At 60.1% G+C, this 12,822-nt stretch carries 14 protein-coding genes and 2 pseudogenes; 8 read left to right on the plus strand and 8 right to left on the minus strand.

Annotated features, from left to right (window positions below; translation table 11 throughout):
* The first annotated feature begins 3 nt into the window (after positions 1–3).
* The 5 genes from metA to FTO60_RS07840 all read left to right on the plus strand — a co-directional run bounded on the left by metA (position 4) and on the right by FTO60_RS07840 (position 4,225).
* On the plus strand, positions 4–921 hold the full coding sequence (metA, locus tag FTO60_RS07820) for a homoserine O-succinyltransferase (RefSeq protein ID WP_148055433.1): 918 nt from the start codon (positions 4–6) through the stop codon (positions 919–921).
* Positions 905–1,888 carry an alpha/beta fold hydrolase gene (locus FTO60_RS07825; protein ID WP_148055434.1) on the plus strand — a complete coding sequence of 328 codons (984 nt, stop codon included), beginning with the start codon at positions 905–907 and terminating at the stop codon, positions 1,886–1,888. Before metA ends, FTO60_RS07825 begins: the two co-directional genes overlap by 17 nt.
* Before the next feature lie 42 nt (positions 1,889–1,930).
* Complete coding sequence (ppk2, locus tag FTO60_RS07830; protein WP_148055435.1) at positions 1,931–2,803, plus strand: polyphosphate kinase 2; 873 nt, start codon at positions 1,931–1,933, stop codon at positions 2,801–2,803.
* The gene (locus FTO60_RS07835; protein WP_148055436.1) at positions 2,800–3,417 is read left to right on the plus strand and encodes a TetR/AcrR family transcriptional regulator; all 618 of its coding nucleotides are present in this window, start codon (positions 2,800–2,802) and stop codon (positions 3,415–3,417) included. Before ppk2 ends, FTO60_RS07835 begins: the two co-directional genes overlap by 4 nt.
* Positions 3,418–3,682: 265 nt before the next feature.
* Complete coding sequence (locus FTO60_RS07840) at positions 3,683–4,225, plus strand: plastocyanin/azurin family copper-binding protein (RefSeq protein WP_254696927.1); 543 nt, start codon at positions 3,683–3,685, stop codon at positions 4,223–4,225.
* Positions 4,226–4,348: 123 nt separating this feature from the next.
* Here FTO60_RS07840 and rpsI (FTO60_RS07845) read toward each other — a convergent pair.
* The 5 genes and pseudogenes from rpsI (FTO60_RS07845) to FTO60_RS07865 all read right to left on the minus strand — a co-directional run.
* Positions 4,349–4,456: pseudogene (rpsI, locus tag FTO60_RS07845) on the minus strand (30S ribosomal protein S9); the annotation flags it as partial.
* Between the two features lie 270 nt (positions 4,457–4,726).
* Positions 4,727–5,386, minus strand: coding sequence for a hypothetical protein (locus FTO60_RS07850; protein WP_148055437.1), 660 nt, complete (start codon positions 5,384–5,386; stop codon positions 4,727–4,729).
* Between the two features lie 145 nt (positions 5,387–5,531).
* Positions 5,532–6,023 carry a 30S ribosomal protein S9 gene (gene rpsI, locus FTO60_RS07855; RefSeq protein ID WP_148055438.1) on the minus strand — a complete coding sequence of 164 codons (492 nt, stop codon included), beginning with the start codon at positions 6,021–6,023 and terminating at the stop codon, positions 5,532–5,534.
* Positions 6,023–6,484, minus strand: coding sequence for a 50S ribosomal protein L13 (rplM, locus tag FTO60_RS07860; RefSeq protein WP_148055439.1), 462 nt, complete (start codon positions 6,482–6,484; stop codon positions 6,023–6,025). Before rplM ends, rpsI (FTO60_RS07855) begins: the two co-directional genes overlap by 1 nt.
* 200 nt (positions 6,485–6,684) lie before the next feature.
* A complete protein-coding gene (locus tag FTO60_RS07865) occupies positions 6,685–7,119 on the minus strand; it encodes a PaaI family thioesterase (RefSeq protein ID WP_148055440.1) in 435 nt (144 codons plus the stop codon).
* Between the two features lie 62 nt (positions 7,120–7,181).
* On the opposite strand from FTO60_RS07865, the pseudogene FTO60_RS07870 reads away from it, so the two are divergent.
* Positions 7,182–7,973 (plus strand): annotated as a pseudogene (locus FTO60_RS07870) (enoyl-CoA hydratase); the annotation flags it as partial.
* Positions 7,974–8,067: 94 nt separating this feature from the next.
* On the plus strand, positions 8,068–8,787 hold the full coding sequence (locus FTO60_RS07875) for a hypothetical protein (RefSeq protein WP_148055442.1): 720 nt from the start codon (positions 8,068–8,070) through the stop codon (positions 8,785–8,787).
* A 108-nt stretch (positions 8,788–8,895) separates the two neighbouring features.
* On the opposite strand, the gene FTO60_RS07880 is transcribed toward FTO60_RS07875, so the two are convergent.
* The 3 genes from FTO60_RS07880 to FTO60_RS07890 form a co-directional block, all read right to left on the minus strand.
* Positions 8,896–10,365 (minus strand): carboxypeptidase M32, encoded by a 1,470-nt coding sequence (locus tag FTO60_RS07880; protein WP_148055443.1) that lies wholly within the window; start codon positions 10,363–10,365, stop codon positions 8,896–8,898.
* Between the two features lie 2 nt (positions 10,366–10,367).
* Complete coding sequence (gene ctaA / locus FTO60_RS07885; protein ID WP_148055444.1) at positions 10,368–11,507, minus strand: heme A synthase; 1,140 nt, start codon at positions 11,505–11,507, stop codon at positions 10,368–10,370.
* A gap of 118 nt (positions 11,508–11,625) precedes the next feature.
* Positions 11,626–12,372 (minus strand): RNA methyltransferase, encoded by a 747-nt coding sequence (locus FTO60_RS07890; protein WP_148055445.1) that lies wholly within the window; start codon positions 12,370–12,372, stop codon positions 11,626–11,628.
* 64 nt (positions 12,373–12,436) lie between these two features.
* Between FTO60_RS07890 and FTO60_RS07895 the strand changes: the two genes are divergently transcribed.
* On the plus strand, positions 12,437–12,766 hold the full coding sequence (locus FTO60_RS07895) for a TfoX/Sxy family protein (protein ID WP_148055446.1): 330 nt from the start codon (positions 12,437–12,439) through the stop codon (positions 12,764–12,766).
* Positions 12,767–12,822 lie beyond the last annotated feature (56 nt).

The following is a 12,822-nucleotide window of genomic DNA, read 5'->3' on the forward strand; positions in this document are numbered from 1 at the left end:
ACAATGCCCATCAAGATTCCCGCCGACCTGCCCGCCTTTGATGTCCTCACCCGCGAGGGCGTCAACGTCATGTCCGAAGATCAGGCCGCCCGTCAGGATATCCGCCCCCTGCGGATCGCCCTGCTGAACCTGATGCCCAAGAAAATCCAGACCGAAACCCAGTTTGCCCGCCTGATCGGTGCAACCGCGCTGCAAATCGAGCTGACCCTCATCAAGATGAGCGATCACGAGGCCAAAACCACCGCTGCCGAACATATGGAAGAATTCTATCGCCCCTTCGGCGAGGTGAAAAACGAACGTTTCGACGGGCTGATCATCACCGGCGCGCCAATCGAACACCTGCCCTTTGATCAGGTCACCTATTGGGACGAACTGCGCGAGATCTTCGCCTGGACCCAGACCCACGTTCATTCCACCTTTGGCGTTTGCTGGGGCGGCATGGCGATGATCAACCACTTTCATGGCATCAAAAAACACATGCTGGATCACAAGGCATTCGGCTGTTTCCGCCATTATGTGACGGATGCGTCATCACCATATTTACGCGGTTTTTCAGATGATTGCGTGATTCCCGTCAGCCGCTGGACGGAGATGCGCCAGGATGAAATCGACGCCGCGACCGGCCTGCGCACCCTGATCACCAGCCCCGATGCGGGCCCGTGCTTGGTCGAAGACCCCGCGCATCGTGCGCTCTATATCTTCAACCACTTCGAATATGACAGCGGCACCCTCAAGGAAGAATATGATCGCGACGTGGCGACAGGCACGCCGATCAACGTGCCGCAAAACTACTATCCGAACGATGACCCGACGAAACCGCCGCAAAATCGCTGGAGAAGTCACGCACACCTTCTATATGGTAACTGGCTGACCCAAGTGTATCAGTCCACACCGTATGATTTGAATGAAATTGGCCATTAAACTCTCACTCGCCGCGCTTGCCCTGCTGACCGCAGGCGGCACCTTTGTGGACAAACGCGCCGACCAGCGCGAGACACAGGCCGAGGTGGACTACCCGCCCGAGGGTGATTTCGTTATCGTGAACGGCCAGCGCGTGCACTACGTCATGGAAGGCAGCGGCCCCGATCTGGTGCTGATCCACGGCGCCAGCGGCAATACGCGCGATTTTACCTTTGCCTTTGTCGATCTGGTCAAGGAAGACTACCGCGTGATCGTGTTTGACCGCCCCGGGCTGGGCTATAGCGACCGGGCGAGCGATGAATTTGGTGGCCCGTTCAACCGGGCCGCCGAAAGCCCGGCTGAGCAGGCGATCATGCTTCAGGCCGCCGCCCAACAACTTGGCGCCGAGAGGCCCATCGTGCTGGGCCATTCCTTTGGCGGCACGGTCGCGCTGGCCTGGGCGCTGGAACGTCCCGATAATATCGCGGCGGTGATCAACGTCGCCGCCCCCTCGAACCCCTGGCCGGGCAAGCTGGGCGCGCTTTACCGGATCAACGGCACGGCTGTCGGCGGTGCATTGCTGCCGCCGCTGATCACCGCATTCGCCAGCCAGCAGCGGATCGAGGACAATATCGCCAGCATCTTTGAGCCACAAGACGCACCCGATGGCTATGCCCATTACGTTGGCGCAACCCTGACCACGCGGCGCGCCCCGTTTCGCGCCAACGGGCGGCAGGTCAACAGCCTGCGCCCGCATGTGGTTGAAATGTCAAAACGCTATGGCGAAATCACGATTCCCGTCGAAATCATCCACGGCAACGCCGACACCATCGTGCCGCTTGATATCCATTCAATCCCGCTGTCGCGGCAAATTCCGCAGGCCAACCTGACCGTGCTGGATGGGATCGGCCACATGCCACATCACGTGGCCCCGGATGAGGTGATTGCCGCGATCAACCGCGCCGCCGCGGCGTCCCGATTGCGCTAGCCGCCCGTCCCGCCCATACTGCCCAAAATACCGGAGTATCCTATGGACCTGCCATTTGACGGCGCAATCAGCGCGTTTTTCAACAACACCGCCCCCGACGCCGTGCGCTCTGAAATCAAGGGCGCCAAGAAGGGCGAGATACTGTCCACCGATTACCCCTATCACAAGCGCTGGAAGCGCAGCGAATACGAGGAGGCGCTGGCTGCCCTGCAAATCGAACTGGTCAAGATGCAGGCCTGGGCGCGCGAAAGTGGTGCGCGGATCGCCATTGTCTTTGAAGGGCGCGATGCAGCGGGCAAAGGCGGCACGATCAAACGGTTTCGCGAAAACCTGAACCCGCGCGGTGCCCGCGTTGTGGCGCTGTCCAAACCGACCGAGGCAGAAGCCGGCCAGTGGTATTTCCAACGCTATATCGAGCACCTGCCGACCGCGGGTGAAATCGTGTTCTTTGACCGTTCGTGGTATAACCGGGGCGTGGTCGAGCATGTGTTTGACTTTTGCACCCCGCAGCAGCGCGCCCATTGGTTCACCCAGGTGGTGCCATTTGAACAGATGCTGGTAGACGAAGGCATCATGGTCTTCAAGATCTGGCTGAACGTCGATCGCGCGGCACAGTTGCAACGCTTTCTGGACCGCGAAAAAGACCCGCTCAAACAATGGAAACTCAGCTGGATCGACGTCGAGGGGCTGAAACGCTGGGCTGCCTATACGGACGCGATCGCCGAAACGCTGGCCCGCACCCACACCGATACGACACCCTGGATCGTGGTGCGCAGTGACGACAAACGCCGCGCCCGCGTCAACGCCATCCGCGCCGTGCTGACCCAGATCGACTATGCCCGCAAAGACGCGGATGCCTTGGGGCGGGTCGATGCAAAGGTCGCCGGTGGCCCCGAACTCTGGTCCGCCAAGTGAGCAAGCGCGGCTATCATCACGGCAATCTGCGCGAGGCCTTGATCACGGCCGCCCTGCGGCTGATCGAAACCAAGGGCCCGACCGGTTTCACCCTCTCGGAGGCCGCGCGCGAGGCGGGTGTGACCCCGGCCGCCGTCTATCGCCATTTTGAGGGCCGCGAAGACCTGATCGCCGAAGCCGCACGTCAGGGTTACGAGATTTTCGCCGATCTGCTAGACCACGCCTATGACAAGGGCCAGCCATCGGCACTGGCCGCCTTCGAGTCCACAGGGCGCGCCTATCTGGCCTTCGCGCGCCGCTTTCCCGGGCATTACGTGGCGATGTTTGAAAGCGGCATTTCGATCCAGCGCACCCCTGCCCTGAACGCCGCCGCGACCCGTGCACTGGGGGTGCTGGAAAAGGCCGCCGAGGATCTGAGCCAACACATCCCCGCAAACAAGCGCCCGCCCCCGCAGATGTTTTCCGCCCATATCTGGGCGATGTCGCACGGGGTGGTCGAACTGTTCGCCCGTGGCAGCCCGGGCACCAAATCCCCCTTCCCGCCCGAAGACCTGCTGGAAAGCGGTATCGGCATCTATCTGCGCGGGCTGGGGTTGATCAAACCCGACGACTAGCACCCAAAGCGCGGCCACCACGCCTGCGGCGCCTCAAGGCAAGTTTTTTGCATTACGCCCGACCTTTGATCGAGATCAAAGTCAAGTGCTGCGCTGCGCGATAGTGTCAACCCATGCCACAGAGGCCGGACGCCAAAGTCCGGTGCGCAGGAGAAATTCGAAACCGCTGACCGATGATCCACATCCCGATTGCCCCGCCAACAAATGCGTGGGGGGCATGAGGTCGGAGATATCGGCTGGCACACACTCAAAGAAGGACCACACGATGTCTATGTTCCAATCAAGCGTTGCAAAGATCGCCCTGGCGAGTTTTGGCGCAGCTACATTTGCAACTGTATCACTGGCCGATGTCGGCCACGATGCGGACGCCAATATCGGCCAGTCGGGCGATGTCTCAACCATCGACCGGGTGATCGAGGTCGATATGGGCGAAATGTATTTCACCCCCGGCTCTTATGATATCAAGCAGGGCGAAACCATCAAGTTTGTCATGGTTAACACAGGCCGTGCCGTTCACGAATTCAACATCGGCACCGATGCGATGCAGGACGCCCACCTGCGTGAAATGACAACGATGCTGCGCGGCGGCATGATGTCCACCCGCGAACTTTACCACGACAAGATGCTGGAAGCCGGGATGATGCACGCCGATGCCAACGCCCGTTTGCTGGCCCCCGGTGAATCCGCCGAACTGGTCTGGACCTTCAGCGGCGACGCCGAAGATATCCTGATTGCCTGCAACGTTCCCGGCCACCGCGAGGCCGGCATGGAAGCCGCAATCAACATGATGCCAGCAACCGACAGCTAAAACCGCGCGGTCACTGACCCGCAAATGCGCACGCCTTCGGGCGTGCGTTTTTTGTTGCGATACGAAAAAGGGACCGCCAAGACTGGCGGTCCCTGAAACAATAAACGCATCGTTGATGCAAGACTAGCGCTTGGAGAACTGGAAGCTCTTCCGAGCCTTGGCCTTGCCGTATTTCTTGCGTTCCACAACGCGACTGTCGCGGGTCAGGAAACCGGCGGCTTTCAGCGCGCCTCCGGGCGATGTCCCACGGCGCAATGAAACTCTTTACCGGTGCAGCCTCGGCACCGAAAGCCCGTCCCGCCTCAATATCTGCTTGAAAGCGAGGACGGCGTTTATCTGCGTGGATTGGGGCCGATCAAACCGTTCGAATAAACACTTTGCCAAATCAAAGATTTGGCAGCGCCCGAACCGCCCCCACGGGGCGGGCGCTTTGCTTCCACCCCTCGGTTCGGGCGCGTGGCATAATCTAGTGCGTGGGACTTGCCAGCATGTTGAAAGAGACTAACGAACAAACCGCTCGTAGGCCCAATAGAGCCCCATCCCAACCCCACTTGGGAGAAACATTACGTATATCATATGCATCATATCATCATCGCGCATGTAACTTCCGTAAGGCGAAAACAACACGACGAAAACGCCAACAGCCAAAACCCAACTTAGTGCAGCAAAGATGGCGATCCGCCAAGTTTGCGGGATTGTGCCAGCATATCGTTTAACCTGATTCACACCTATGCCACTTTGCCGCGACATTCTCGGGTTTCGTTCTGCGCTTTCGGCGCGAAATTCAGGCCAACGATTGCGGAGATAGAAAATATTGATAATCATCCAGAGTAAATTTAGCGACAAGATTGTCGTAAGGATCAAAGCCCACCGTCGTCTTTGGATTGCTTGACGATGTATAATAGACAGAATCCCAAGCGCCGTGACTCCAGTAATTATGGTTCTCAAATCACCGTCGGCGAACCCAAGAAGCGCAATTACAAACGCAATCAATCCAATTCCAATAGTAGTATTAACAATGTAAAAGTAACCCCACTTGAAACCAAGTTTTGAAGGGTTCTTTTGCCACCATTTTTCACCTTTCGAAAATGCAAAGAAAAGCGAGAGCAAAGCTATCGCTACAACTACAACATAACCAATCCATCGAAAGTCGCCTGCCATACGGTGAATACCTTACAAAAATTGTGTTGATCGAAGAATACTGATGGATTCATTACCATTTGTGGGATGCCATAACTCTCCAGCAATACCAAACACAAAAAGGGCGCCCCGCTGGGGCGCCCTTTCCAAAACCATATCGCCAAACTTAACGCTTGGAGAACTGGAAGCTCTTGCGGGCCTTGGCCTTGCCGTATTTCTTGCGTTCCACAACGCGACTGTCGCGGGTCAGGAAACCGGCGGCTTTCAGCGCGCCGCGCAGGGACGGATCATAAAGCTGCAACGCTTTCGAGATCCCGTGCTTGACCGCACCGGCCTGACCGGACAAGCCGCCGCCCTTGACGGTGGCATTGACGTCGAACTGGTCAGCGACACCGGCAACCGAAAACGGCTGGCGCAGGATCATCTGCAACACGGGGCGTGCAAAATAGACTTTCATTTCGCGGCCATTGACGGTGACCTTGCCCGAACCGGGCTTGATCCAGACGCGGGCGATCGCATCCTTGCGCTTGCCGGTGGCATAGGCACGGCCCAGATCGTCGCGGACAGGCTCGCGGGTGATGGTTTCAACGACGGGTGCCGCTTCGACGCCTTCGGCCACAGCGCCCAGCTCTTCGAGGGAGTTCACTTGATCGGCCATTATGCAGTCCTCGTGTTCTTTTTGTTCATGGATTTGACATCCAGAACTTCGGGCTTTTGGGCGTCCATGCCATGTTCGGTCCCTGCAAAGACGCGCAGATGGGTCATTTGCTGACGCGACAGGCGGTTGCCGGGCAACATGCGCTTGACGGCCTGCATCACGACACGCTCGGGGTGGGCACCCTCGAGGATTTCGCCGGTTGTCTTCGACTTGATGCCGCCGGGGTGGCCGGTGTGCCAGTAGTTCGGCTTATCGCGCTTGTTGCCGGTCAACTGCACCTTGTCGGCGTTGATGACAATGACATTGTCGCCCATATCCATGTGCGGGGTGAAAGACGGCTTGTGCTTGCCGCGCAAGCGGGTCGCAATCACAACGGCAAGACGGCCCAGAACAACGCCTTCGGCGTCGATCAGGATCCATTTCTTGTCGATGTCTGCCGGGGTAGCAGAATAGGTTTTCATCGGAGTGCCCTTAAAAAGCTGGGAAATTAGGATTGGGGTGTTCTACAGGGTTTGCGCGCGCAGTCAAGGGCCACGTATCGCTAAAAATCATTGCAAAACAGTATCTTAAAAATGCGGTATTATTTTACCCCATAGCTTAGGCCCGATTGTCCTGGCCGCCATCCCTCCCCCACAGAATAGCGGGTAATTTGTGCGCGGTGTCAGGCCAATGGCACCGATTGGGGTGGAATCGAATAGGTCAAAGCGGCGCGCGCCACAGGGTCCGCCTGCCCCACGCCATAGATCAGCCCATCGCCCACGGCCAGCACACGACCCAGCTTGAGCACCCGCGCCTTGCAGATCAGATCGACGCCCGCCGCCGGTTTGCGCATGAAATCGATATTGGCATTGGTCGTGACGGTCAAAGCCGTAGGGCCGATCATCGCCAGAATCGCCAGATATGTGGCGACATCGGCAAGACCAAACATCGCAGGGCCGGACACGGTGCCGCCCGGGCGCAGGTGCTGTTCTGCGGCGATCAGGCGCAGGGTCAGACACATCTCGCCGACGTCTTCAATCGCATACTGGGCGGCAACCTGCGGGAACTGATGCACCAGAAAGGCGTTAAGCGCCGCTTTGTCCATTTGTAATCCCATGTCTTCCCTCGGCCCTGTTGCCCGCCTAGAGTTGCCGTGAAACAACCCAAAGAACAAGGAGGCACGCCATGCTTTTCACGCGCGATGATCAAAACGCAGTGGCGCATCTGCGCATGACCGCGCCCGCGCGGCTGAACGCGCTGAGTGATGCGATGCTGGCCGCGCTGCACGGCGCGCTGGATGATATCGCCAAGGATCGCACGGTGCGCGCAGTGATCCTGTCGGGCGAAGGCAAGGGTTTTTGCGCTGGTCACGACCTGAAGGAAATGCAAGCCGGGCGCGCAGGTGCCGATGGCGGGGCCGCCTATTTCGCCGATCTTTTCAGGCGCTGCGCAGCCCTGATGTTGCGCATTCAGTCAATCCCGCAACCTGTCATTGCCATGCCCCACGGCATCGCCACCGCCGCGGGCTGCCAGCTGGTTGCGACCTGTGACATGGCCGTGGCGGCACATGGCACGCGCTTTGGCGTCAATGGCGTCAATATCGGGCTGTTCTGTTCAACGCCGATGGTCGCCCTGACCCGTAACATCCCGCGCAAGGCCGCCTTTGAAATGCTGACCACGGGGCGGTTCATCGACACTGACGACGCGCTGCGCCTTGGCTTGATCAACCGTGCCGTGCCCGCTGATCAACTGGCAAGCGCCACACAGGAGCTGGCCGAAACGGTGGCAGGCAAGCTGGCCAGCGCCGTGGCCATCGGCAAGCAGGCCTTTTATGCGCAGGCCCAGATGGAGACCGCGCAGGCCTACGCCTATGCGGGCGAGGTCATGACCACCAATATGCTGGAGCGCGACACCGACGAGGGCATCAGTGCCTTCCTCGAAAAACGCACGCCCGACTGGTCTGACAGGTAACGTGGGTTTCAACCCACCTTACCGATCACGCAATCCACTTGGCTTGCCGCATCGCCTCTCCTAAAGTGAATCACGGATGGGAAAGGATATTGATATGAAAACCACCTTTTGGGGGGCTATGGTCCTTTGCGCACTTGCGGGCACAACGCAGGCGCAGGGGTTTGAAAGCGCCGACCTCGGCTTTCAGCTTTATAAATATGACGAAGGCGGCAATATCGACACGACTTTTGCCGTGCTCACGGCGGACGCCAGCTATTTGATCACGCCGCGCGCAGGTGTGCAGGTCGGGCTGGCCTATTCGCACGAGGTTGATGTTTCGCAGGCCTGGCTGTCGGTGGGTGACACCCGTGCGGCGACGATTCACGCCTTCGTTGATCCCACAGACAGCACTCGCATCGGCCTGATGATCGGCGCCGACAGCTACAACGAGGGCGATTATATCTACGCCCTCGAAGGCACCTATGTGGCCGACCGCTACCGTGTCGAGGCCCGTGTCGGGCGGTTTGAGTCCGACATCGAACCGGCCTCGCTGGCTGAAATCTCGACGGCGTTCGATCTGACCGGTCGTTTGCAAGGCACCGGCAGCTACCAGCGGGTCACATATGACGGTGGTTTTGGCTATTTCGAGCTGGCGGCCCTTGGGCTGGGCTATGACATCACCGACCGTCTGACCGGTTATGCCAATTACGGCAACACGGTGAATGATTTTGGCGGCGGATCGGTGTTCGAGGGCAATCAGATCACCCTTGGCGTCACGATGGCGATTGGCGGTGGGCAGAACCCGCGCGCCTTTACCTATAATCCGTTCTTCTAGGGTTTGGGTGGGTAACGTGGGTTAAAACCCACGTTACCCCGCAATCCCCCGACCAGCAAAAGCGCGTCCCCCAAACGGCCACGCTGCGCGCCAGATCAACGGGCGCTGTCACAATCCATAGATCGCGCCGAATTTGCCTTCCAGATAGGACAGCAGCGGTGCCTCGCTCGGGGTCGCCCCGCTGGCCATCTCGATCACCGTGCGGGGCTCGTATAACCCGCCGTGGCGTTGCACGTTCTGGCGCAGCCAGCCTGTCGCGCGCGCGGTGTCGCCCTGCGCCAGTTGCGCGTCCAGATCGGGAACGGCGGCGCGCAGCGCCTCGTGCAGGCAGCCCGCATAAACATTGCCCAAGGTATATGTCGGGAAATAGCCAAACAGCCCGACCGACCAATGGACATCCTGCAACACGCCATTGCTGGGCTTGTCCACCGCAAAGCCGAAATCAGCGGCGAAACGGTCATTCCACGCGCTCTCGAGGTCATCAACCTCAAGATCACGCCCCACAAGGGCGCGCTCCAGATCGGAACGCAGCAGGACGTGCAGATTATATTGCACCTCGTCGGCTTCGGTGCGGATAAAGCCGTTGGTGACGCGGTTCACGGCCGCGTAAAACGTATCTGCATCGGCGATCCCGAAATCGCCAAAGGCATCGCGCATCTGCCCGTAAAGCCATCCGGTAAAGGCGCGGCTGCGCCCCAGCTGGTTTTCATAAATGCGCGACTGGCTTTCGTGCACGCCCATCGACGCACCTGCCCCCAAAGGGGTCAACAGATAATCGGCGTCGATATTCTGTTCATACGCCCCGTGGCCGACCTCGTGAATGGTGGAATAGATGCAGTTGAACGGATCGCTGGCGGCGGTGCGCGTGGTGATACGCACATCGGTGCCCGAACCGCTGGAAAACGGATGCACGGCCTTGTCCACGCGCCCCTTGGCCATGTCATAGCCAAAGACCTTGGCGATCATGCGCGACAGTTTCATCTGCGCACCCTCGTCAAAGTCACCGGTCAGGCCCTGCGGCGCAGGCTTGTCGAGAATAGCCGCGCGCAGGTCCACCAGACGCGGGCGCAGGGCATCGAACATCGCTGACAGGTTCGCCGCCGTGGCGCCGGGTTCGTAATCATCCAGCATCGCGTCATAGACATCGCCATCCGCGGCCAGCGCGGCACCTTCTTCGCGCTTGAGGGCCAGAACCTCGCGCAGGGTCGGGGCAAAGGCGGCAAAATCATCTGCCGCACGGGCCTCGGCCCAGACACCCTGGGCGGCACTGGTGACGCGGGCGATCTCGGCAGCCAGGCGGGCTGGCACCTTGCTGGCGCGCTCGAACTGGCGGCGGATGTGGCGCAGGTTGGCCACCTCGACTTCGCCGCTGGTCTCGGCGGCAGCCAGCCAATCTCCGACACGCGGGTTGGTGCGGCGCGCATGCAGCACGCCCTCGATTGCGGCCATTTCCTCGGATCGTTGCGCGGCCGCCGCGCGTGGCATCATGGTTTCCTGATCCCAACCGAGACGACCGGCGATCTGCCCCAGCGCTTCGGTTTCGCGCTGGAAGGCCATCAAATCCTTATAGGCAGTCATGGCTATCCCCTCACGGATTGCGGCAATGGGTAGCGCGCCAGATAACGGCTACGGATAATCAGCACCCACAGAACCACGGCCCCGAATTGATGCACGATGGCAATTTGCACCGGTGCGCCATAAAGCACGGTCACAATGCCCAGCACCATTTGCAGCGACAACATCGCCAGCACGGCGTTATACGCAAAACGGGTGGCGCCATTGGCCGATTTTCGGCCCCGCAGCCAGACCACGATCCCAAAGGCAAACAGCAGATAGCCCGCCATCCGGTGGATGAATTGCACCAGCCCTGCATCTTCGAAAAAGGCGCGCAGGACGGTGGTGCCGGCAAAGGGGTCAGGCGGGAAGAACCCGTCGCCCATCAAGGGCCAGGTGGGAAAATTGCGCCCCGCATCAATGCCTGCCACCAGCGCGCCCAGCAGGATTTGCAAAAAGGCAAAATGCATCAGCCCCGTGGTGATCGAAAACAACCGCGCCTCGCCCGCGCGGCGGGCCTGCATCAGATCGGCCTCGCGCCGCCCCAGCAACAGCACATACCAGGCGATGAACCCCAAAATGACAAAGGCCAGCCCCAGATGGATCGCCAGCCGATACGATGCCACATCCAGCATGCCCGGACGCAACCCGCTGGACACCATCCACCAGCCCACAGCGCCCTGCAAACCGCCCAATGCGCCAACGAAAACGAGCCGCCCCGTCCAGCCCGTGGGAATTTGTCTGCGCAGCAAGAACCACAAGAACCCGATCGCCCAGACAAGCCCGATGGAGCGGGCCAACTGGCGATGGCCCCATTCCCACCAATAGATCACCTTGAATTCGGCCAGCGACATGCCGGCATTCTGTTCAACGTATTCGGGAATTAACTTGTAGGCGGCAAATTCGGCCTCCCAATCGGCGGCATTCAGAGGTGGAACCGACCCCGACAGGGGCTTCCATTCGGTGATCGACAGACCAGAATCCGTCAGCCGCGTCAGCCCGCCCACGGCAATGACAATCACGACCATCGCGAACAATACCATCAGCCAGCGCCGGATCGCGCCGCGCGCGCCCTGCCCGCGCCGATCAATGCTGCCTTTGGCCACAGGCGCGACCTTTTCGCTGCTCGCGACCTCTTCAAAAATGCTGCGTGGGTTCTGCGCCATGCGGTTCTCCTTGCCTCTTTCCGGAAAGCTATTGCGCACCTATAGCCAAGGCAAGCGCACAGCCCCATTTCTTCTGATCAAAAACCTCCCGCGAGGGCGCGCAGGCCAGCGACACGCGCTAATCGCGGTCCTTCCAGCGCACCATTTGCCGCATCACCCCGTGCAGCATCTGCACATCGGCGCGGCTTAGCGGCATCCGGCTCCAGAGGTTGCGCAGGTTCATTTTCATGCTCTCGGCCTTGGCCTCGGGCCAAAAGAAACCGGCGCGTTCCAGCGTGTCCTCGTAGTGATCGGCGAGCTTTTCAATTTCGACCTGTTCGGCCCATGCGCCATCGCGCGCCATATCGACGCGGGTCGCGACCACCTCGGCACTTGCGCGGCGCCATTCGTATCCCACCAGCAGAACACATTGCGCCAGATTGAGACTGGGAAAATCGGGGTTCACCGGCACCGAGATAATCGCATTGGCCCGCGCGATATCCTCGTTTTCCATGCCCGCGCGTTCGGGGCCGAACATCACCGCAACCTTGCCGCCAGCGGCGATTTTCGCCGCCGCCTCCGCCATTGCCGCCTCGGGCGACAGCACCGGTTTGGTCAGCCCGCGCGGGCGCGCGGTGGTGGCATAAACATAGGTGCAATCGGCCAATGCGGCGGGCGTGTCGGCGCTGATCACCGCCGCGTCCAGCAACCGGCCCGCGCCACTGGCCATCGCTGTGGCATTGGGGTTGGGCCAGCCGTCACGCGGGGCAACGATGCGCATCCGGTCAAGCCCGAAATTCCACATGGCACGGGCTGCCGCGCCGATGTTTTCGCCCATTTGCGGGCGGATCAGCACGAATGTGGGTTGGGCGGTTTCGGTCGGCATTTTTTGTCCTTCGGGGGCGTGGCCCGTGTTACGCTTGCACATCCGACAACGCAAGGAGACGAGGATGGCTTACGACGACGGGCTTGCGGCACTGATGCGCGACGATCTGGCACACACGCCCGGCATCAGCGAAAAGAAGATGTTTGGCGGTCTGTGTTTTCTGCTCAATGGCCATATGGTTTGCGGTGTCCACAAAGGTGGCGGAATGTTCCGCGTCGGTAAACCCGCAGAACCCGATGCCCTCAACATCGAGGGCTGCGCGCCGCTTTCCTTTACCGGACGGCCGATGGGCGGGATGGTTGATGCCAGCGAAGACCTGATCGGCGATGACGCCCGCCGCGCCGCTTTGATGGCGCTCGCGCTTGCCCATGCTGGGTCGTTGCCTCCCAAGTAGCCAAGCGCGGGGAATGTCGCTAGAACGGCGCGACTCTCACTAGCGGAAACACGCAT

It is taken from the genome of Octadecabacter sp. SW4, from assembly GCF_008065155.1.
GTDB lineage: Bacteria > Pseudomonadota > Alphaproteobacteria > Rhodobacterales > Rhodobacteraceae > SW4.

Excerpts from the sequence above, each read along its gene's own strand:
- ppk2 (WP_148055435.1), top strand. The coding sequence starts at position 1,931 with ATGGACCTGCCATTTGACGGCGCAATCAGCGCGTTTTTCAACAACACC.
- FTO60_RS07850 (WP_148055437.1), bottom strand. The coding sequence starts at position 5,386 with ATGGCAGGCGACTTTCGATGGATTGGTTATGTTGTAGTTGTAGCGATA.
- ctaA (WP_148055444.1), bottom strand. The coding sequence starts at position 11,507 with ATGGCGCAGAACCCACGCAGCATTTTTGAAGAGGTCGCGAGCAGCGAA.
- metA (WP_148055433.1), top strand. The coding sequence starts at position 4 with ATGCCCATCAAGATTCCCGCCGACCTGCCCGCCTTTGATGTCCTCACC.
- FTO60_RS07880 (WP_148055443.1), bottom strand. The coding sequence starts at position 10,365 with ATGACTGCCTATAAGGATTTGATGGCCTTCCAGCGCGAAACCGAAGCG.
- FTO60_RS07825 (WP_148055434.1), top strand. The coding sequence starts at position 905 with ATGAAATTGGCCATTAAACTCTCACTCGCCGCGCTTGCCCTGCTGACC.
- rplM (WP_148055439.1), bottom strand. The coding sequence starts at position 6,484 with ATGAAAACCTATTCTGCTACCCCGGCAGACATCGACAAGAAATGGATC.
- rpsI (WP_148055438.1), bottom strand. The coding sequence starts at position 6,023 with ATGGCCGATCAAGTGAACTCCCTCGAAGAGCTGGGCGCTGTGGCCGAA.
- FTO60_RS07895 (WP_148055446.1), top strand. The coding sequence starts at position 12,437 with ATGGCTTACGACGACGGGCTTGCGGCACTGATGCGCGACGATCTGGCA.
- FTO60_RS07875 (WP_148055442.1), top strand. The coding sequence starts at position 8,068 with ATGAAAACCACCTTTTGGGGGGCTATGGTCCTTTGCGCACTTGCGGGC.
- FTO60_RS07840 (WP_254696927.1), top strand. The coding sequence starts at position 3,683 with ATGTCTATGTTCCAATCAAGCGTTGCAAAGATCGCCCTGGCGAGTTTT.
- FTO60_RS07890 (WP_148055445.1), bottom strand. The coding sequence starts at position 12,372 with ATGCCGACCGAAACCGCCCAACCCACATTCGTGCTGATCCGCCCGCAA.
- FTO60_RS07865 (WP_148055440.1), bottom strand. The coding sequence starts at position 7,119 with ATGGGATTACAAATGGACAAAGCGGCGCTTAACGCCTTTCTGGTGCAT.